At 64.5% G+C, this 19,722-nt stretch carries 21 protein-coding genes, 1 tRNA gene and 1 pseudogene; 11 read left to right on the top strand and 12 right to left on the bottom strand.

The features are described 5' to 3' along the window. Positions 1–3 precede the first annotated feature (3 nt). Complete coding sequence (locus L6639_RS06600; protein WP_237859993.1) at positions 4–807, bottom strand: enoyl-CoA hydratase-related protein; 804 nt, start codon at positions 805–807, stop codon at positions 4–6. A 156-nt stretch (positions 808–963) separates the two neighbouring features. Between L6639_RS06600 and L6639_RS06605 the strand changes: the two genes are divergently transcribed. Continuing rightward, positions 964–1,938, top strand: coding sequence for a ketopantoate reductase family protein (locus L6639_RS06605; RefSeq protein ID WP_237859995.1), 975 nt, complete (start codon positions 964–966; stop codon positions 1,936–1,938). A gap of 3 nt (positions 1,939–1,941) precedes the next feature. On the opposite strand, the gene L6639_RS06610 is transcribed toward L6639_RS06605, so the two are convergent. After that, positions 1,942–2,640, bottom strand: a complete 699-nt coding sequence (locus L6639_RS06610; protein WP_237861294.1) for an alpha/beta hydrolase family protein — start codon at positions 2,638–2,640, stop codon at positions 1,942–1,944. Positions 2,641–2,760: 120 nt separating this feature from the next. Between L6639_RS06610 and L6639_RS06615 the strand changes: the two genes are divergently transcribed. Further along, positions 2,761–3,906 (top strand): acyl-CoA dehydrogenase family protein, encoded by a 1,146-nt coding sequence (locus L6639_RS06615; protein ID WP_237859996.1) that lies wholly within the window; start codon positions 2,761–2,763, stop codon positions 3,904–3,906. A gap of 3 nt (positions 3,907–3,909) precedes the next feature. On the opposite strand, the gene L6639_RS06620 is transcribed toward L6639_RS06615, so the two are convergent. Then, a complete protein-coding gene (locus L6639_RS06620) occupies positions 3,910–4,890 on the bottom strand; it encodes a helix-turn-helix domain-containing protein (RefSeq protein ID WP_237859998.1) in 981 nt (326 codons plus the stop codon). Positions 4,891–5,047: 157 nt separating this feature from the next. Here L6639_RS06620 and L6639_RS06625 point away from each other — a divergent pair, with 157 nt between their 5' ends. Continuing rightward, complete coding sequence (locus L6639_RS06625) at positions 5,048–5,773, top strand: alpha/beta hydrolase (RefSeq protein WP_237859999.1); 726 nt, start codon at positions 5,048–5,050, stop codon at positions 5,771–5,773. A 9-nt stretch (positions 5,774–5,782) separates the two neighbouring features. Here the strand turns inward: L6639_RS06625 and L6639_RS06630 are convergent, their stop codons facing one another. After that, positions 5,783–6,922 (bottom strand): amidohydrolase/deacetylase family metallohydrolase, encoded by a 1,140-nt coding sequence (locus L6639_RS06630; protein WP_237860002.1) that lies wholly within the window; start codon positions 6,920–6,922, stop codon positions 5,783–5,785. 279 nt (positions 6,923–7,201) lie between these two features. Between L6639_RS06630 and L6639_RS43245 the strand changes: the two genes are divergently transcribed. Continuing rightward, positions 7,202–7,675 carry a dienelactone hydrolase family protein gene (locus tag L6639_RS43245; protein ID WP_338076526.1) on the top strand — a complete coding sequence of 158 codons (474 nt, stop codon included), beginning with the start codon at positions 7,202–7,204 and terminating at the stop codon, positions 7,673–7,675. Continuing rightward, entirely contained in the window at positions 7,672–8,028 is a 357-nt protein-coding gene (locus L6639_RS43250; protein WP_338076527.1) for a hypothetical protein, read from the top strand. The genes L6639_RS43245 and L6639_RS43250 overlap by 4 nt, the downstream gene beginning before the upstream one ends. On the opposite strand, the gene L6639_RS06640 is transcribed toward L6639_RS43250, so the two are convergent. The 4 genes and pseudogenes from L6639_RS06640 to L6639_RS06655 form a co-directional block, all read right to left on the bottom strand. After that, positions 8,029–8,105: transfer RNA gene (locus L6639_RS06640), tRNA-Arg, on the bottom strand. A 92-nt stretch (positions 8,106–8,197) separates the two neighbouring features. After that, positions 8,198–8,634: pseudogene (locus L6639_RS06645) on the bottom strand (RraA family protein). A 22-nt stretch (positions 8,635–8,656) separates the two neighbouring features. After that, positions 8,657–10,174: an AMP-binding protein gene (locus L6639_RS06650; protein ID WP_237860004.1), complete on the bottom strand. Its 1,518-nt coding sequence runs from the start codon at positions 10,172–10,174 to the stop codon at positions 8,657–8,659. A 125-nt stretch (positions 10,175–10,299) separates the two neighbouring features. Then, a complete protein-coding gene (locus tag L6639_RS06655) occupies positions 10,300–11,319 on the bottom strand; it encodes an alpha/beta hydrolase (RefSeq protein WP_237861295.1) in 1,020 nt (339 codons plus the stop codon). Between the two features lie 209 nt (positions 11,320–11,528). On the opposite strand from L6639_RS06655, the gene L6639_RS06660 reads away from it, so the two are divergent. Next, entirely contained in the window at positions 11,529–12,137 is a 609-nt protein-coding gene (locus L6639_RS06660; RefSeq protein ID WP_237860006.1) for a hypothetical protein, read from the top strand. Between the two features lie 107 nt (positions 12,138–12,244). Here the strand turns inward: L6639_RS06660 and L6639_RS06665 are convergent, their stop codons facing one another. Together L6639_RS06665 and L6639_RS06670 are read right to left on the bottom strand one after the other, a co-directional pair. Then, positions 12,245–12,460 carry a hypothetical protein gene (locus tag L6639_RS06665; RefSeq protein WP_237860008.1) on the bottom strand — a complete coding sequence of 72 codons (216 nt, stop codon included), beginning with the start codon at positions 12,458–12,460 and terminating at the stop codon, positions 12,245–12,247. Positions 12,461–12,478: 18 nt separating this feature from the next. Next, positions 12,479–13,486, bottom strand: coding sequence for a 2-dehydropantoate 2-reductase (locus tag L6639_RS06670; RefSeq protein ID WP_237860010.1), 1,008 nt, complete (start codon positions 13,484–13,486; stop codon positions 12,479–12,481). Between the two features lie 183 nt (positions 13,487–13,669). On the opposite strand from L6639_RS06670, the gene L6639_RS06675 reads away from it, so the two are divergent. Together L6639_RS06675 and L6639_RS06680 are read left to right on the top strand one after the other, a co-directional pair. Beyond that, positions 13,670–14,278 (top strand): YidB family protein, encoded by a 609-nt coding sequence (locus L6639_RS06675; RefSeq protein WP_237860012.1) that lies wholly within the window; start codon positions 13,670–13,672, stop codon positions 14,276–14,278. 42 nt (positions 14,279–14,320) lie between these two features. After that, entirely contained in the window at positions 14,321–14,593 is a 273-nt protein-coding gene (locus L6639_RS06680) for a GlsB/YeaQ/YmgE family stress response membrane protein (RefSeq protein ID WP_206733196.1), read from the top strand. 103 nt (positions 14,594–14,696) lie between these two features. Here the strand turns inward: L6639_RS06680 and L6639_RS06685 are convergent, their stop codons facing one another. Next, positions 14,697–15,482 carry an SDR family NAD(P)-dependent oxidoreductase gene (locus L6639_RS06685; RefSeq protein WP_237860014.1) on the bottom strand — a complete coding sequence of 262 codons (786 nt, stop codon included), beginning with the start codon at positions 15,480–15,482 and terminating at the stop codon, positions 14,697–14,699. A gap of 245 nt (positions 15,483–15,727) precedes the next feature. Between L6639_RS06685 and L6639_RS06690 the strand changes: the two genes are divergently transcribed. Genes L6639_RS06690 through L6639_RS06700 form a run of 3 tightly spaced genes read left to right on the top strand, consistent with a single transcriptional unit; the run spans position 15,728 to position 18,799 of the window. Then, a complete protein-coding gene (locus L6639_RS06690; RefSeq protein ID WP_237860016.1) occupies positions 15,728–16,789 on the top strand; it encodes an acyl-CoA dehydrogenase family protein in 1,062 nt (353 codons plus the stop codon). A 15-nt stretch (positions 16,790–16,804) separates the two neighbouring features. Further along, entirely contained in the window at positions 16,805–17,965 is a 1,161-nt protein-coding gene (locus tag L6639_RS06695; RefSeq protein ID WP_237860018.1) for an acyl-CoA dehydrogenase family protein, read from the top strand. A gap of 15 nt (positions 17,966–17,980) precedes the next feature. Next, on the top strand, positions 17,981–18,799 hold the full coding sequence (locus L6639_RS06700) for an enoyl-CoA hydratase/isomerase family protein (RefSeq protein ID WP_237860021.1): 819 nt from the start codon (positions 17,981–17,983) through the stop codon (positions 18,797–18,799). Positions 18,800–18,971: 172 nt separating this feature from the next. Here L6639_RS06700 and L6639_RS06705 read toward each other — a convergent pair whose 3' ends face one another. Continuing rightward, positions 18,972–19,721 (bottom strand): VOC family protein, encoded by a 750-nt coding sequence (locus L6639_RS06705; RefSeq protein WP_237860023.1) that lies wholly within the window; start codon positions 19,719–19,721, stop codon positions 18,972–18,974. Position 19,722 lies beyond the last annotated feature (1 nt).

Genomic DNA, 19,722 nt, shown 5'->3' on the forward strand with positions numbered 1-19,722 from the left:
AGCTCAGCCTTTGCCGCCTCCCCACGTCGCCGCCCGCTTCTCGGCGAACGAGGCCAGTCCCTCCGCCGCCTCGGCGCTCTGGCGCTTGAGCGAATGCAGCTGGACGAGCCGCGTATAGGCCGCATCGTCCACCGCCATGCCACCGAACGAGCTCTCCAGTGCCAGCCGCTTGGTCTCGGCCAACGCTTCCGGCCCGTTGGCGAGCAGTTGCTCGACCACCTTGCTGCCCGCGGCTTCGAGATCGGCCAGCGGCACCACCTCGTGGACGAGGCCGATGCGACGGGCGTCCTCGGCGCCAAAGCGTTCGCCGGTCAGCGCGTAACGGCGGACTTGCCGCACACCAATGGCGTCGCAGAGCTGTGGGATGATGATCGCGGCAGTCAAGCCCCAGCGTACCTCGGTGATGGAAAACAGGGCGTTGTCGGCGGCGATCACGACGTCGCAGGCGGCAATCACGCCGGTGCCGCCACCGAAGCAGCCGCCCTGCACCAGGGCCACGGTCGGGATCGGCAAGGTGTTGAGCCGCTGCACGGCCTCGAACGTCGCCCGCGATGCCGCTTCGTTGGCCTCAGGCGATTGTGGCCGCACGCCGTTGATCCATTTGAGGTCGGCGCCGGCCTGGAAATGCTTGCCATTGCCCTTGAGCACGACGACGCGAAGATTCGGCTTCTTGCCCAGATCGTCCATGGCCACGAGCACGCCTGATATCAGGGCGCCGTCATAGGCGTTGTTCACCTCCGGCCGGTTCAACGTGACGGTCGCAACCCCACGCTCATCAAGGGTCCACAGGACGGGGCTGGCAGTCATCGGCGATCCTCCGGTCATTCTGATGGCGCGCACTATGGCCGAGGCAACGCATTCCGATCCATATCTTTCCAGCGTGGGGCGGTCGCGCCCATCGCATGGCGGCTTGTGTCATGCTGGCGCCGGGCGAGACCAAAGAGATCAGGGACGGGACATCATATGCGCATCTGCATTTTCGGCGCGGGCGCCGTCGGAAGCCATCTCGCGGTCAGGCTCGCCCGCGCCGGCCACGAGGTCTCGTGCGTCATGAGGGGCGCGCATCTGGAGGCGGTGCGGGCCAACGGCCTGAAGCTGCGCGTCGGTGATTCCGAGGTTTCGGCCAAGGTGAACGCCTCTGGCGATTCGGCCCAGCTCGGCCCACAGGACGTCGTGATCTCGACGCTGAAGGCCACGGCGTTGACCGGGCTCGTCTCCAACATCAAGCCTCTGCTCCAGGACGACACTGCCATCGTGTTCGCGCAGAACGGAATTCCCTGGTGGTACGGTATCGGCCTGCCGCCGCGGCACCCGACACCGCCGGATATCAGCTTCCTTGATCCCGGCGGACGCTTGCGCGCCTGCATCCCGAAGGAGAGGATCATCGGCGGCGTCATCTTCTCCTCGAACGAGGTGACCGCGCCCGGCGTGGTGCAGAACCTCACTCCGGACCGCAATCGCCTCTTGATCGGCGAATGCGACGACCGCAATTGCGACCGAATCACAAAGCTCCGCGGCGTCTTCAACGATGCGCGGCTGGAATCGCCGCCCGTGGCCGAGATCCGAGAGGCGATCTGGTCAAAGTTGCTGACCAACATGTCGCTGTCGGTGCTGTGCCTGCTGACAGGCCAGACCGCGCGCGGCGTCCGCGACGATCCGGCCTTCACTGAAGTCATCCCGCGCATGCTGAACGAGGCCAACGACATCGCCCAGCACTTCATCCCCGAGGTCAAGCGCGCCACGCGCAGCGGGCCCGCCCCCAATCACAAGCCGTCGCTGCTGCAGGATTACGAGCTCGGCCGCGCCATGGAGATCGACGTGCTGGTGAGGGCGCCCGCCGCCTTCGCGCGCACCGCCGGCCTGTCGACGCCGACGCTCGATCTGATCGCCGCGCTCGCGATCCAGAAGGCGCGCGACAAGGGGCTGTACTCGGCCTGAGTGTCAGCCGAGTTTGTCGATCCAGCCCGCGAGCGTGTCGAGCACCTCGGCAAGCGCCTCGTCATTGGTGCGACCGGACTTCTTCAGCACCGCGAAGGAGTGATCGCCGCCTTCGATCTCATGCAGTGTCGCCTTCGCCCCGAGCGCTGCAACGACTGGCCTGAGCAGGCCGAGATCGGCCAGCCCATCGCGCGTACCTTGCAGGAACAGCATGGGGATCTCGACATGGGCGAGATGTTGGGCGCGCTCCGTCGACGGCTTCTTGTCGGCATGCAGGGGAAAGCCGAGGAAAGCGAGCCCTCTGACACCTGGAAGAGCCGCCTTCGACTGCGCCTGCGATGTCATACGGCCGCCGAACGACTTTCCGCCGGCGACGAGCTTCAATCGCGGGCACAGTCGCGCAGCCTCCTCCACCGCCGCGCGGATGGTGGCATGCGCGACCGCCGGCTGATCGGGACGGCCCTGCTTGTTCTCCGTATAGGGAAAATTGAAGCGGAGCGTCGCGATGCCGCGCTCTGCGAGGCCCACTGCAATCTTGTCCATCGACGCATGCCGCATGTCTGTCCCGGCGCCGTGCGCCAGCACGCAGCAGGCGCGCGCATTGTCCGGCTGCATCAGGATCGCCGAGACTGGGCCGATGCGTTCGATGTCGAGCTTGAGCTCTTTGATTTTGACGGCTTGGGTTTTGACAGCCACAATCAACCATCCCAACAGACGCTGCTACGGTCGCCTTGGTAGCGTCACCGGCGCAGCCTGAAAACACAATAATTGCGGCGGCCCACTGGCCTACCAACCGGGAAGCCGCATCAACCGAGGATAATCATGTCCTACCGCTCCTCCTGGATGACCGAAGAGCTCGAAATCTTCCGCGACCAGTTCCGGAAATATCTCGCCAAGGACCTGGCGCCGCATGCCGAGAAATGGCGTGAGCAGAAGATGGTCGACCGCTCCGCCTGGCGCGGTCTCGGCGAGATGGGTGCGCTGCTGGCAAGCGTGCCGGAGGAATATGGCGGGCTGGGCGCGACCTTTGCCTACGACGCGGCAGTGCTTGACGATCTCGAGAGCACGGTGCCGGAGCTGACGACGGGCGTCTCCGTGCACAGCGCCATCGTCGCCCATTACATCCTCAACTACGGCTCGGAGGAGCAGAAGAAGCGCTGGCTGCCGAAGATGGCGTCAGGCGAGATGGTCGGCGCCATCGCCATGACCGAGCCCGGCACCGGCTCCGATCTGCAAGCCGTCAAGACGACGGCGAAGAAGCAGGGCAATTCCTACGTCATCAACGGCCAGAAGACGTTCATCACCAACGGTCAGGCCGCCGATCTCGTCGTCGTGGTCGCACGCACCGGCGAAGCCGGCGCCAAGGGGATCTCACTGATCGTGGTCGAGACCGAAGGTGCCGAGGGGTACAAGCGTGGCCGCAACCTCGACAAGATCGGCCTGCATGCCTCCGACACCTCGGAGCTGTTCTTCGACAACGTCACCGTGCCGCCGGAAAACCTGCTCGGTAAGGAGGAGGGCCAGGGCTTTGTCCAGCTGATGCAGCAACTGCCGCAGGAGCGCCTCGCGCTCGCGGTCGGCGCCGTCGCCTCGATGGAGCGCGCCGTCAAGCTCACCACCGAATACACCAAGGAGCGGAAGGCCTTCGGCAAGCCGCTGATGGATTTCCAGAACACCGCCTTCACGCTCGCCGAACGCAAGACGGAAGCGATGATCGCGCGCGTCTTCGTCGACTGGTGCATCGAGCGCCTTGTCGCCAAGGACCTCGACACCGTCACCGCGTCGATGGCGAAATATTGGTGCTCGGACAAGCAGGTGCAGACCGCCGACGAATGCCTCCAGCTGTTCGGCGGCTACGGCTACATGCAGGAATATCCGATCTCGCGCATCTTCATCGATTCCCGGATCCAGAAGATCTATGGCGGCACCAACGAAATCATGAAACTGTTGATCGCGCGGTCGCTGTAGCGCCTACCGCGCTCTCCAGTCGCGCGGGCGACAGCCGAAGCGCTGCTTGAAGCGCCGCGTGAAATGGGAGAGGTCCGAAAAGCCCCAGTCGAAGGCGATGGAGCCGATCGCGTGGCCCGCTTTCGCGGGATCGTTCAAGTCCCGTGCTGCACCGTCCAGCCTGCGGTCCATGACATAGTCCGAGAACGTGGTGCCCGCGCGCTCGAACAGCTTATGCACGTAGCGCTCGCTGATGCCGACGGCGCCGGCGACTTCGGCCACAGTCAGCCCCTGCTCGGAGAGACGCTCATGCACGGCGCGGCGAAGCGCGAGCGCCGTCGCGTCGGCAAAGCCGGCGGCCTCCGCGGTCTGCGCGCGCGAGCGGCGGGAAAGGCTCAACGCGACGAGGTCCAGCAGCACGCCGAACAGCCTGGCGGCTTCGCCTTCCGTCATCCGCAGCGCGCCGGCATTCAGCGATCGCGCCGTCTCGACGATGAGGTGGCCGACGAAGGGGTCGTCCGACACGCGCTCGACCCTGAAGTCGAAGGACGGCGGCAGCCGGTCGCGTAGCTCGCGCGAAGGCACCCAGAAGGATGCAACCTCCAGCCTCGGCCCGCGATCATGCAGAAGCTTCACTTCACGGTCGCTGTCGCAGATGCCGACCTGGCCACGCGACAGGCTGACGTCGCGACCGCCCTGAACTACGCGGCAGCGGCCGGCGAGCTTGAAGTTCAGATAGAAGCAGCTTTCGGTCGATGCCGCGATATCCGCACGCGAGCGATGCACGGTATGCTCGGGAAAGACCACGCGGTTGATCGCGCCATTGCCGATCTTGATCGCCTCGACCTTGGCCGGAAAACGTGAGGTCGTTGCCGATTCCGGCGTCAGGTTCATGAACGCCTGGCAGATCGCCTCGCGATAGTAGGAGAACTGCTCCTCCGGCCGCGTTGCCCCGGTGTCCCAGACCAGATGCCGGGGCCGACTTTCGGAAGTGAGCTGCGCCATCAGTTCGCTCCAAGACCAATCCGGTTCAGCGTCAGACAAGCGGGAAATGGTCCGCCGGTTCACACTTCGCACAACAAAAATTGTACGCCGCGTCTCGCGAGCGCCGCAAAAGACCCAGCTCGTACCGATCTAACCAGTCTTCCGAGGGAGCTACAACATGTCGACCTACGTTCTCGTCCATGGCGCCTGGCACACCGGTGTCGAGTTCGAGCCCGTCGCAGCGCCGATCCGCGCCCATGGCCATCAGGTCTACACGCCCACCATCAAAGGCAACCGCCCGGGCGACGCCAAGACGACGGGGCTGAAGGAGGCGATCCAGTCGATCGCCGATTACCTTGCCGAAAACAACCTCAAGGACGTCATTCTGGTCGGCCATTCCTATGGGGGCATGGTCATCACCGGAGTTGCAGACCTCGCCGCCGATCGCATCCGGCGGCTGGTCTACTGGAATGCCTTCGTGCCCAACAACGGCGAAAGCCTCAACGACATGGTGCCGCCGCACTATGTCGGGCTGTTCGATGCCATCGCGGCCGAACGCGGCGATGGCTCGGTGGTGCTGCCGTTCCCGATCTGGCGCGAGGCATTCATCAACGATGCCGATCTCGCGCTGGCACAAAAAGCCTATGACATTCTCAATCCGCACCCGCTTGCGACCTTCAGCGACAAGATCGCACTGAAGGCGAATCCGGCCGAGATGCAGCTGGCGAAGTCCTATATCAACTGCACCGAGGACACCGCGCTGCCGCACAGCCATGGCTGGCATCCGCGGCTTTCGGAAAAGCTCGGCCTGTTCCGCCTGGTGCAGGTGGCGGGCAGCCACGAGCTGTGCTTCTCCGATCCGGCGCGCCTCGCGAAGGCGATCATGGAGGCGGGACGCGACTGATGCGCGCGCTCAGTTCGGATGCCACCAGCGGCCGCCGATGACGACGCCTTCGGAGACAATCTTCCTGTCGCCGATGAGATGCTCGCCGACGACGTCCTCATAGTCGAACTGGCCTTGCTTCACCGAAATCAGCGTGGCATCGCCGACGCTGCCGGGCTTGAGGCTGCCGAGCTCGGGCCGCCGCAGCGCCATCGCGGCATTCTCGGTCGACGCCTTGATCACCTCCGACAGCGACATGCCCATGCACAGGAATTTCGACATGGTCGTCACCTGGTCGAAGGCCGGGCCGTCGATACAGAGCTGATGGATGTCGGAGGAGATGGTATCAGGATAGAAGCCGTTGGCGAGCATGGCACGCGCGGTCTTGAACGCGAACGAGCCCTTGCCGTGGCCGATGTCGAACAGCACGCCGCGCTCGCGCGCGTCCAGCACCGCCTTCTTCACCGTACCCTGCGCAGTCGCCGGCGAATTCGGGAAAGGCCGGAATGCATGGGTGAGCACATCGCCCGGACGCAGGCGGGCGAGCACCTCTTCATAGGTCGGCGGCGGATGGTCGATATGCGCCATCAGGGGCATGCCGACCTCATCGGCAACCTGAACCGCGATATCGAGCGGCACAGCACCCGAGGTGCCCGAGGAATGCAGCCCTACCCGCACCTTGATGCCGACGATGACGTCGCGGTTCGCGTCCGCCACCTTGGCCGCTTCGATCGGGTTCATCAGCCGCAATTCCTCGCTCTCGCCGACCATGATCCGGTGCGAGAAGCCGAAAATGCCGGCATGGGAGACGTGCAAATACGCGAGAATGCGGACCTGGCTCGGCTCGATCACATGCTTACGGAAGCCTGCAAAATTGCCGGGACCGGCGCTGCCGGTGTCGACCGACGTTGTGACGCCGGATTTACGGCAGAACTCTTCGGCATCGATGCCGAGCGAGGTGCCGCCCCAATAGACATGGGTGTGGAGATCGATCAGCCCGGGGGTCACGATGAACTGCGAGACGTCGCGTACTTCGGTCGCTGGATCCGCCTTAAGCCCGGAGCCGACCGCGGCGACCTTGCCACCCGAAAATGCGACATCCGTCACGGCATCGAGCTTCTGGGAGGGGTCGATCACCCGCCCGCCGCGCAGGATCAAATCGAAAGGCATCGTCATCTCCGGATCAGGCAAACATCGACCGGGCTGAGAGGTGCACTTCCAGCCCGGTCGCCTCTGTTAGCAATTTTCACACCGGCGAAGCAAATCAACTGCGCTTAGTGCCCGTTCGTTCTGCGATCCGCCTTCGGCGCCTCGCGCGAAGAGGAAGGCCATGAGGTCCAGCTTTCGTACACGCACCTGGACCGCTATCATTTCCCGCTGGGATCACGAGTCAAAGCGGTTCACGATGAGGGGCTAAGCTTCGAGATGGTTTCAATCGGGAGAGGCACCATGTGGCAGGGCCTGGTCGCCTGCCTCGCATCAGTTCTAACAGCAGCGGCGGCACTCGCTGCTGACCAGCCGGGAGACATCAAGGGCAAGACGCTCGAACCGACCCCGGAAAATCTTGCGGCCACTTGGGCAGGAGCCAGCCTCGTCCTGCCGGCGGCAATGGCTGGCGGCCACCGCTGGCAGGGCCTCGCCTCAACGGCTCCCGAGGTCGCTGGTAAGGCGCCGTTGGTCGTGCTGTTGCATGGATCGAGCGGCGTCGCACCTGCCATCAAGGATTTCCAGATCTGGCTTGCCGACGCGCTCGGGCTCGCCTCGGTTGCACCCGACAGCCTGGCGATTCCAGATCGGCTGACCTACACGTCGCCGGTCTCGGTCGATATTTATGAACGCGTTCACACGCTACGCCTTGCCGAACTCGAGTATGCGCTGAACGCCTCCAAATCGTGGGCCTGGGTGGACCCGCCCGGATCGTGATCGCCGGCACCAGCGAGGGTTCGGTCGCAGTGAGCCGCTATGCAGGTCCAGTCAGCACGGCGCGACTCATCTATTCGTGGTCGTGCGAGGCAAACTACTTTGTCGATCGTCCACGTCCGGGCTTCGGCCCCGAGGAGCCGGTCTTCAACGCGATCTCTGCGCGTGATCCCTATTTCTCGCCGAGCAATCCCTGGAACAAGGACTACGCCGTCACTGGCGACTGCGGTGGTGCGCTGAAGGGAAATCCGCACGCAGCGGTCCTCGTCGTGGACGCAAACGTGCACACCATCCTCAATCGGCCTGACGTGCATGAGGCGACATCACGCTTTCTCACAAGCGTCCTGAAGCCGTAATGGCGATCCCGGCATGACTCGAACATGCGACCTACGGTTTAGGAAACCGCCGCTCTATCCGGCTGAGCTACGGGACCGCGGAACCCACCGATAAGGCAGGTTGCCTGGAGGTGTACATATCAAAGCGAGGGCCGAATCGGAAGCCCTCCGCTCAACAACAAGCTGCCGATCAGGACTTCCCGTAAGCCCCCTGATAACGGCCCTCGCGGATCGCCTTCAGTGTGTCGTCCTCGCGCTTGACTGGACACGCACCGCCTCCAGCAGGGTCGCGGCGCCGGCGGCGGGAAACGACACCACGCCGTCCCCGTCGCCGACCACGATGTCGCCGGGCGAGATCACGCTGCCGCCGACGGTCACGGGCACGTTGATCTCGCCGGGGCCGACCAGCTCGAGCGCGCGGTGGATGGCGAGATTGCCACCGGGCCGGGTGCGCACCGTGAAGGCCGCGCCCACCAGCTTGCCGCTGCGAGGATAGGGCTTGAACCCGACCGCGCCCGGCAGCCGGCTGAGATTGTCGGAAATGATCGAGGTCGGCGCATTCCGAAAGCCCTCGATGATATCGGCGGGCGGTTTCGGCACGCTGTTCGCTGCGATCGTAATCGCCATGGAGTTTGGCCCTTGTGATGTCTTATTCGGCGTGCGCCCGCGCCTTTGCCGGCATGATGCGGAAGGCGCGCCCTTCCTTCATCCACGCCGCGCGCTCGTCGCGCAACAGCGTGCGGCGGACCTTGCCGGAATCGTCTCGCGGCGGTGCGTCGACGACCTCAAAGCTCTCCGGGTGCTTGTAGCGGCTGAGCCGATCTTTCAAAAAGTCCGCCATGCCGTCCGCAATGGCCTGGCCATCCGCGCTCCCCTCCGGCTCGATGATCGCATGGACGCGTTGGCCGAGCTCCGGATCTGGCAAGCCCACCACCACGCAGGAGCGCACGCCCGGACATTCGGAAACGGCGGCCTCGACCTCGGCCGGATAGATATTGGCGCCGCCGCGCAGCACCATGTCGGCGAGACGGTCGCCGAGATAGAGATAGCCCTCGGCGTCCAGCCGACCGATATCGCCGAGCGATTCCCAGCCGTCGGCGCGACGCTTCGGCTCGGCGCCGAGATAGTGATAGGTGGCATCCTTGCCGTCATTGTTGAGGAAGTAGATCTCGCCGGTCTCGCCCGTCGCGACGTCGTTGCCGTCCTCGCCGATAATGCGGAGCTTCGCCGTCTCGCCGATCTTGCCGACCGAGCCCTTGTGCGTCAGCCATTCCGTGCCTGATATGATGCAGGCGCCCTGCCGCTCGGTGCCGCCATAGAGCTCCCACACCCTCTCCGGCCCAAGCCAGGCGATCCAGTTCTCCTTCAGCCAAGGCGGCATGGGAGCTGCCATGTGAAACACGGTCTGAAGGCTCGACACGTCATAGGCATTGCGCACGCTCTCCGGCAGCGCCCAGATCCGGTGCATCATGGTCGGGACGAAATTGACCCATTGCACGCGCTCGCGTTCAATCTGCCGCAGCGTCTCCTCGGCGTCGAACTTGACGAGGCCGGTGAGCTTGCCGCCGCCGAACAGCGCATAGTGCGATACGATGAATGGCGCATTGTGATAGAGCGGGCCCGGATTAAGCAGTGAGGCGCCGAACGGCATGTTGAGCGCCGGCGCTGCCGCCGTGTCGGTCACCGCAGGATTGTGATCGAGGATCACCTTTGGGCGGCCGGTCGAGCCGCCTGAGGTCATGGCCTTCCAGTAGCGCGCCACCGGCGGATCGATCTGCTCGTCGGAGAAACCGTCCGGCGCGAATTCCGCGGGCAGCCGGTTCGGTGCGTTCCAGTCGGCTTCGCCGCCGACCACCAGCGCCGGCTTCAGGATGTCGAGCACGGCTGCGGCTTCGCCGCGCGGCAGCCGCCATGACAGCGAGGTCGGCGTTGCCCCGCATTTCCACACCGCAAACGTGGTCTCGAAAAAAGCGTTGCCGTTTGGCAATCCGATCGCGACAAAGTCGCCGGGCTTGACGCCCTTGGCTGCAAACGCCCGCGCGCGCCTGTTGGCACCGCGCTCGAGTTGGTCCCATGTCAGCCTGTCCTGCCCATGCTGGACGGCGATCGTGCCCTCTGGTTTGCGTTGCGCATACCAGCGCGGCACATCGGATAGGGGCAGCAGCATCGGGCGTTTCCACTTCGTGTTCTTGGCGTCGCCTCAGAGCGAAGCGCGTCGCAAAACGAAGAGTAACAGCCGGAGGCCACCCTTCAAGCATCCGCCTTCAAGCATCTGCCTTCAAGACGTCCAGATCAACGCTCTGCGCCGCAGCCCGGGATATCGAACAGCGCGGCGAGGCCGCATTTGGAGGTCAGCATCTTGTCGCCGTCATGCCCGACGCCGGCGACGTCCCACACCCTGTGATTGGGCGTGCCGTGACCGCGCTTGGCCATCGCATCGGCATAGGCATGACCGCGGGCGTAGCGATTGGGGCCTTGCGCCTCGCCCATGCAGCTCTTGTCCGCCGCGGGCTTGGTGTCGAGCGCGCCGAGCAGATAGATGACGTCACGCTCGACATAGCGCTGCTCCAGCGCGGCCGGAGTCGCGTCCGCCAGATAAGGCGGCCGCCCGTCCATGCCGTATTTCCAGACATTGTAGCCCTGGCAGGACGCGGCAATCGCCGGCACCGGCCGTTCGCCGCTGAAATAAGCATAGGACGACGGATTGGCGACGACGTAGCGAACGTCGATATGCTGACGCGATAGTGCCGCCTCGCCCTTACCGGCGATGGCGTAGCGTTGCGCGACCTGGCCGCCGCCGGAATGGCCTGAAATCACGACCTGCTTCAGGTTCGGGAAGATGCGCCGGTCGGCGAGTGTTGCCAGGATCGCATCGAGCGCATCGAAGGAAGAAACCGGATGCGGCGCGAGCGCGGCATCGCCGCCCTCCCATCCCGCCAGCGACCAGCGCAGCATGTCGGCGGGCAGCTTGTGCGCGTCGATATCGACCTGCGCCAGGAACTGCGGCACGATCATGAGCGCACTCCTGCCGTCGTCGCCGGCAGCGACCTGCGCGGCATGGGCAGAGATGTAATATTCGTCCGCATTGCGCAGGCGGCCATGCAGCACGATGACGGCGCGCGAGATCGCAGGCAGCGGCATCGACCAGTCGCTGGAGAGATAAAGCGGCAGTAGTCCCTGGCCGCCAACCGAGAGCCGCGCATCGGCCACGACCTTTACCGGCTTGTCGTTAGGGACCTCGTCCTCCGCGGCCGGCGCGCGGCCGCAAACCATCACCAAAGCGATTGCGGCCATCCAGCTCAGCGCTCTCATGGCGAACATGTCCCTGTCGCATCAAACCGATAAAATTCTATGCGCATCATGTGCCGGGCGGCTGTGACTCCCGAGCCACGTCAAGCAAAAAATGTCAGCAGCCCAGCCATGAAATTCCCCGGTTCCATGGGTGACAAGCCGGCGAGAAAGAGGCAAAAATCGGCCACGACTCAGTTTGGGTTGAGTTTTGCAAGGAATGCTCTCGTAGAATGTCGATTGTGGTTGCATCGCGTCGCGCGGCGCCGTTCCTCGTTGCCGCAGCAGGAGTTTTTCTGCTGGCGTTGCCGCATGCCCACGCGCAATGGTGGAAGCGCGCGCCTGTCGATTTCGAGGAATGCGCCGACGCCGCCGAAAAATCCGCAAGCAAGGCCGAAAAGACCGCAGCACTTGCCGACTGCAATGCAAAGTTCGCGGGCCGGCGCAAGGCAGGCGGCGGCTACACCTATTACGACTTCCTCCAGGACCGCAGCTTCGACATCGCAGGCCCCAATCCGACGCCGGAAGAGCAGAAGAAGATCGACGAGTCCTACACCGCCTATCTCGCCGATCAGCGCCGCAGCAATGAAGCGGCACAGGCGACGGCGCGACAGCAGCGCGAGCAGCAGGAACAGCAAGCGCAGCAGCTTCAGCAAGTCGCGCTGCGAACCGAGGTCGAGCGCGTGCCCGTTCCTGTCGAGCGGCCGAAAGTGTTGCGACAGAAAGGCGCGCCCTGCACCAAGGGCTCGTTCTCCTGCGAATGGCCACGCCTGTCGGAAGGTTTGAGCGAGTTGAAGAAGCTGTTCAACCCGACACCCAGCAAGCCGGCGAAGAAGGGCTGAGATAGCCACCGCGCACTGCGCTGTCATCCCGGACATGCGAGCCTTGGCAACGCGTAGCGTTGTCCGGGGCGGAGCGCCGATTCAGGGCGACAATGGAGTGCGCTGCTTCAGTTCGCGTGCTTCTTCTTGCTGCGCTTCGGTGCAGCGGCTGGGGCAGTCGTGGGTGTTGTCGGCGTCTGTGAATTCTCGAGCGCCTTGCGGCTCTCCTGCAGGCGCGCGTCATAGCCAGGAGAGTTCATGACAGTCGGCGGCCTCGCGTGAGCGAGCGTCGACGCCTCGCAGAGCGAGACCAGCGCAAGCCCCATTAAAAGACAACGCCTCATCGGTTCCTCCATCTGCGGTCAAGCCACACCGCGAATTTGCTGCGGCGAAAGGCGCGGCGGGCCTTTGCCTGACGTTTCCACCTCCTTGATCAGCGCAACAATGCGGCGCATCAGCGGCACATTGACGTTGTTCTGCTCGGCGAGCGCGATGACCGCGCCCTGGAGATAGTCGATCTCGGTCTTGCGGCCCTGCTTCAGATCCTGCCACATCGAGGAGCGCGCCTGCGGATCGATCTTCATCGTGCGCCCCAGGATTGCGTTGAAGACCATGTCGGGCAATCGCAGCAAGGTCGGCATCCAGTTCGGCGGGATCGGTGTCGCCGAGGCCGGCGTGATGCCGGCGGCCTTGAGCACGGCGAGGCCCTCAGCCATCTGGTCCGCGAACAGCCGTCGCCAGTCACGGCTTGCCAGTTGGGCCGCGAGCGGCATGTCGGACAGCGCGCTGAGCGCGTTGTTCAGATTGATGATCAGCTTGCCCCATTGCACGCCTGTGATGTCGCGGCTGCCACGCATTGTGAGACCGGATACCGAGAGCGCCGCCGCCGTGTTCTCCACGTCTTCGCCGACAATGATGTCGCCCGAGGTCGAGCGGTGGAAACGCCCCTCGCCCATCGCGACCACGTTGAACGGCACCATGCCGGCGAGCACACGCCGTCCGCCGAGACGCTCGTTCAAAATGGCAACGTTGCCGACGCCATTCTGCAACGACACGATCACGGCATCCTGCGGCGCGTGCTGCGCGATCTGATCCGCGATATCAGCCGTGTCGGCGCTCTTGACCGTGACAAGCACGATGCCCGCGCTGTGGAAGATCGCAGGATCCTCCGACAGCGCTACCCGGCCGGCACCCAGCTTCGTCTCGGCGCCGTCGAAATCCGTCAGCCGCAGGCCGAACCGCTCGATCTCGGTCTTCACCCGTGGTCGCACCAGCAGCGCGACCCGGCGATCGGCAGCCGCCAGCATGCCGCCGACAAAACAGCCGATGGCGCCCGCGCCTGCCACCACGATCGGTCGATCCGTCCCCACCTGACTTGCTCCCTGAATGACCGGCTTTCGATAGCAGAGCCGGCAAGCGCAGGCGAGGCCGCCTGCCCATTGCAGCCAAGGAGCATCTGCCTTGTAACCGTCATCAGAGCCCCATATGTTTTCGCTCCGGGGGCGCTGTCAGCGGCGAGAGCTCGCTGAACGAGAACGCCAAAGGAGAGCACCATGGGTCTACTCGATGTCCTCAACGGCATGCAGAACGGACCGCGCGGCCCGAGCACGCCGAGCTCACAATCATCCTCCGGCGGCATGTCACCGATGACCATGGCGATCCTCGGCCTGCTCGCCTGGAAGGCATTCAAGCATATGACCGCAGGCCAGCCGAACGCAGCACCACAATCGGCACCGACTCCCGTGCCCCCGCCCGTGAATGCGGGACCTGGTGGTGGTCTTGGCGGAGGTCTTGGCGGTGCTCTCGGCGGCGGCGGTGGCCTCGGTGATGTCCTCAAGGGCGGCCTCGGCGGCCTGCTCGCGGGCGGCGCGGCCGGCTCCGTGCTCAGCGGCGGCCTCGGCGATCTCCTCAACCAGCTCCAGCAGGGCGGCCATGGCGAAACCGCGAATACCTGGGTCGGCAAGGGCGAGAACAAGCCGATCGCACCCGGCGATCTCGCCAATGCGCTCGGCGCTGACCAGATCCAGAGCCTGTCGGCGCAAAGCGGCCTGTCACGCGACGAACTGCTCTCCGGCCTCAGCCAGTACCTGCCGCAGGTGGTCGATCATTTGACGCCGGACGGACGGCTGCCGACCGAGAACGAGCTGTCAGGACGAATTTAGCTGAAGTTGAATCGACGCCTACGCGGCAAGGGGAGCACTGACATGAGCATGGGCGGCCTGTTGTGGATCATCATCGTCGGCTTCATCGCCGGCCTCATCGCGCGTTTCCTGGCGCCGGGACCGAACAACCCGAGCGGTTTCATCCTCACCACCATCCTCGGCATCGTCGGCGCGTTTCTGGCGACCTTCATTGGCCAGGCCATCGGCCATTACGGCCCGGATCAGGGCGCAGGATTCATCATGGCCACCATCGGCGCGGTGGTGGTGCTGTTCATCTGGCACCGGCTGGTCGCGAGCGGCGTGATCAAGGGGTAGTGCTTGAGCGCGGGGAAGAGGCGCGCTACCGCCTGACACTCCGTCGTCGTCCCGGCCTGCGCCGGGACGACGACTGTGTTGGTGGCGCAAGCGGAGTGCGCAATCACGTAACCAAATGCATCCCCGCATCCATGCGCACGACCTCGCCGGTCATGTTGCTGGAGGCCGGCATCGCCAGGAAGCAGACGAGCTGCGCGATGTTCTCGGCTGAAGAGGCGACCTTCAGCGGCACCTTTGCGATCACGCTGTCGCGCACCTGTTTTGCCTGCTCCTCGCCGCGGCCTTTCGTGAACCAGGGCGTGTCGATATAGCCGGGGCACACCGTGTTGACGCGGATCAAGGGCGCCAGCGCACGCGAGAGCGACAGCGTCATCGTGTTGAGCGCGCCCTTGCTCGCAGCATACGCGATCGACGAGCCGACGCCGCTGATGCCGGCGACGGAGGAAATGTTCACTACAGCCGATGGGCGCCCCGACGCGTTTGCAGCGGCCTCGAGCAGGCTGCGCGCCGCACGCACCATCTGGAACGGGCCGATGGTGTTGACGCCGTAGAGCCGCTGGAAATCTTCCGCCGAGAGCCCTTCGAGATTGCCATGGGCGACGTGCTTGGTGGTGCCGGCATTGTTGACGAGGATGTCGAGCTTGCCCCAGCCGCTCGCGGCCGCGACGATTCCGCGGCAATCGTCATCCTTCGAGACATCGCCCTGCGCAACCAGCACTTCCGCAGCGCCGGCCTTGCGGCACGCTTCCGCCGTGGCCTCGGCTTCCTTCTGGCTCGAGGAATAGTTGATGACGAGCCGCGCTCCGGTCGCTGCGAGAATTTCCGCGGTCGCAGCACCAAGGCCGGATGCGGACCCTGTCACGATTGCGCACAAACTGTCCTTGGCCATCCGGATTTCCTTCCCCGTGTTGAATCTGGCGCCTTGTTTAGCGAGTTTGCCGCGCGCTGCAAATCGAGCAAACTCCGCTAAGCGGAATTAGTCCAGATCGATCCTTTTGCCTATGCCGGCGCCGCAGATAGGCCTGCGATCAACGCTTGTCAGGGCCATGGCTTTTTCGGATCATCGGGCGCAAGAAGAGATCGCGCGCCGCCCCCTTGGGCAGGACGCGCCAATGGCAAAACACGGGGAACGCTGTGGCGGAGAGTGACAACATCGTCGTCGAGACCGCGGAAAAAATCTTCGCCGATCTCGCCGATCCGCAGACCATCAACAACGACAAGAAGGGCTCATGGCAGGCGCCGCTGTGGCAGGCGCTCAGCGAAGCCGGTTTGCCTCTGTCCTGGGTGCCCGACGATCTCGGCGGCTCCGGCGCCAGCCTCGCCGACGGTTTTGCCTTGTTGAACGCCGCCGGCCGCTTCGCTGTCGCGGTTCCCCTGGCAGAAACCATGCTCGCGGGCTGGCTGCTGACGCAGGCGAAGATTGCCTCGCCCGAAGGCGAGATGACGGTGCTGCCGGCCTCGCCGAAGGATCGCATCACCGTTGATGCCGACGGCGCGCTCTCGGGCCGCTGCCGCGGCGTGCCCTTTGCGAAAGCAGCCAAGCATTTTGCGGTGCTGGCGCATGGCAAGGACGGTGTCGCGGTTGCACTTGTGGATGCGAGCAAGGCGCGAACAGAGTCCGGCCTCAATGTCGGCTACGACCACAGCGATACCGTGACGCTCGACAAGGTCCAGCCTATCACCATCAAGGCCGCGTCTGGCGTCGACCAGACCAATCTGATGCTGATGGGCGGCGTCGTGCGCAGCCTGCAGATTGCGGGCGCGCTGGAATCGATGCTCGATATCTCCGTGCGCTATTCCAACGAACGCGTCGCCTTCGAGAAGAAGATCTCGAAATTCCAGGCGGTGCAGCACAATCTCGCGCGTCTCGCCGGCGAATCAGCCGCTGCGCTTGCTGCCGCGACATCGGCGGCCGACGCCATCGCGAACGCGAAGAGCTTCGACGACGAAGTCTATCTCGAAGCCGCCGCGGCAAAGATCCGCTGCGCGGAAGCTGCGGAAAAGGGCGGGGGCATCGCGCACCAGGTCCACGGCGCGATCGGCTTCACCATCGAGCACATCCTGCACCGCTTTTCGCTACGTGCGCTGGCTTGGCGCGACGATTTCGGCTCGGAAAGCTACTGGGCCGTCGAGCTCGGCAAGCTGGTCGCGAGCCGTGGCGCCGACGAATTGTGGCCGCTCGTGGCTTCGCGCTAACAAGGACCGAGACACATGACCGCTGCGCTTCGTTTCGATCCGATCCGCTTGCCCGAGAAGTGCGAGCAGTTGCGCAAGGAAGTGCGCGCCTTCCTCGCAGAGGAGATCGCCGCCGGCACCTTCGATCCGCACAAGCCCAACCGCGAAGACACCGACGTGCCGGAATTTTCCCGCAAGGTCGGCGCCAGGGGCTGGCTCGGCATGACCTGGCCGAAGAAATATGGCGGCCAGGAGCGCTCCTTCCTCGAGCGCTACGTGGTGACCGAGGAGATGCGCGTCGCCAATGCGCCGACGCGGCGCTTCTTCGTCGCCGACCGCCAGAGCGGGCCGGTGCTGCTGAAATACGCGCCTGAACATATCAAGATGGACATCCTTCCGCGCATCTGCCGCGGCGAGATCTGCTTTGCGATTGGCATGAGCGAGCCCAACTCCGGCTCGGACCTGTTCGCTGCGAAGACGCGCGCGACAAAGACCGACGGCGGCTACCTCATCAACGGCACCAAGATCTGGACCTCGTCGGCGCACATCGCCGACTACATGATCGCGATCTTCCGCACCTCGCCGCCGACCAAGGAAAATCGCCGCCACGGCCTGACCCAGTTTCTGGTCAAGATGAAGCAGCCGGGCATCAAGGTGAACCCGATCGGCCAGATCACCGGCCAGTACGAGTTCAACGAGGTGGTCTTCACCGACTTCTTCGTCCCAGACGATCACGTGCTCGGTGAGGTCGACGGCGCCTGGAAGCAGGCGACATCGGAGCTCGCCTATGAGCGTTCGGGTCCGGAGCGCTTCCTCGAAACCTATTACGTGCTGACCGAGCTGGTCCGCGCGGTCGGCCCCAATCCGGACACGCGCAGCGCCGAAGGCATCGGCCGGCTCGTGGCGCAGCTCCACACCATGCGGCGCATGTCGGTGTCCGTTGCGGGCATGCTGCAAGCCGGCAAGGAGCCAGTGGTCGAGGCTTCCATCGTCAAGGACATTGGCACGGTCTGGGAGCAGCAACTTCCGCACCGCGTGCGTGATCTCGCCGCCTTCGTCGAGGAGACTGCGACCAATCGCGAGACGCTGGAGCGGCAGCTCGATTTCGCCATCAAGACCGCACCGAAACTCACCATCCAGGGCGGCACCACCGAGGTGCTACGCGGCATCATCGCCCGCGGATTGGGCCTGCGCTAAACCTTCGAGGACATCATGAGCACCTACAAAGATATCGGCGTCGAGAAGGTCGGGCACGTCGGCACCATCGAAATCCGCCGCCCGCCGCTGAACTTCTTCGACATCTCGCTGATCAACCAGATTGCCGATGCGCTCGATGAGTTCGACCGCGATATCGAGATCCGAGCCTCCGTTCTCTCCGCGCAAGGCAAGGCGTTCTGTGCCGGCGCCAATTTTGGCGATCCCGCGCGGCAGGCGCAGGAAGCGCAGGAGGCCGAGAAAAAGGCCAAGGGCGACCCGGCCGACAGTCTCGGCCCGATCAACCATCTCTACATCCAGGCCGTGCGCATCTTCCGCGCCAAGAAACCGATCGTTGCCGCCGTGCAGGGCGCGGCCATTGGGGGCGGCCTCGGGCTTGCCGTTTCAGCGGACTTCCGCGTCACCTGCCCCGAAGCGCGCTTCTCCGCGAACTTCACCAAGCTCGGTTTCCATCCCGGCTTCGGCCTGACGACGACGCTGCCTGAGCTGATCGGCAAGAACAACGCCGAGCTGATGTTCTACACCAGCCGCCGCGTCACCGGCGAAGAGGCCTACAAGTGGGGCCTCGCCAACGAGCTGGTGCCGCAGGATCAGGTCAAAGCGGCCGCGATGAAGCTCGCCGGCGAGATTGCAGAATGCTCGCCCCTCGGCCTGCTCTCCACCCGTGCCACGATGCGCGCAGGCCTCGCTGACCGCGTGATGGCCGCGACCAATCACGAGCTCGCCGAACAGACCCGCCTGCGGGCGACTGAGGATTTCAAGGAAGGCGTGAAGGCGACAGAAGAACGTCGCGTGGCGAATTTTAAGGGGCGGTGATTGCGCTCTCTACGGCTCTTCGCGGCTAGCTCAACCCGTCATCCTAGGTGCGAGCAGCGCGGTGCACAGCACCGTGCTGGAAGCCTCGAAGGATGAACGGCCCGGCCTGGTGGCCGTCGCCCTTCGAGGCTCGCCGCAGAGGCGAGCACCTCAGGGTGACGGATTCCTGAAATCAACCAACGCGGAACGTCACGCCGCCCAGCAGGAATTCGTTGCCCGCAACTGCGAGCCCCTTTTCCCTGGCTGCATGCAGCACGCCCGCGACGTCAGCGACCCGAAACTCCAGCGCGCTCATGATCTCGCTGGCGCCCTTCACGAAACGGAAGGTTGCGTTAGGCAGCTTCAATTCGGCGTCGCCGCTAACTGCAACCCCGATGATCTTACCCCAATGCGTCGCCAGGCCGTGAGGGTCGGGGCTCTGCATCTCCACCGCCGTCAACGCCTGCGTCACATCCTTGCGGATGTAGTCTTGCCAGTCGGGCCCGGCCGGCGGATAGGCACCCAAAATGTCGTCGCTGCCCTCGGTGTGGTTGAACTCGATAAAGGCCGCGCGGCAATCGCGGGGGTGGAGCTGGACGCCGTGATAGGGCGCGTGGTCGATCACGTTGGCGGTGCGCACGCCAAGCGCGTTGGCGTTGCGGCCGCGCTCATCCGGATCGTTGCAGCAGAAGATCGCCATGTAGCCGCCGCGGCCGCCGGTCTTCTCGATAAAGCGACCGGCCGTGGTGCCGTCCTTGAACGGCGCGACCACCTCCAGCAGGATCGTATCGACCGGGAGCAGCGCGTTCTCCAGGCCGTATTTGGCGACATTGCCGTCGCGATAACAGACGGAAAGGCCCATGATCTCGGAAATATCTGAGATGACAGGCGCGAGCTGCGGCGCGACCAGACAAATCTGCCGCAGCCGCATATAGGGCGCCATC

Origin of the sequence: Bradyrhizobium zhengyangense (assembly GCF_022012555.1) — a bacterium.
Classification (GTDB): domain Bacteria; phylum Pseudomonadota; class Alphaproteobacteria; order Rhizobiales; family Xanthobacteraceae; genus Bradyrhizobium; species Bradyrhizobium zhengyangense.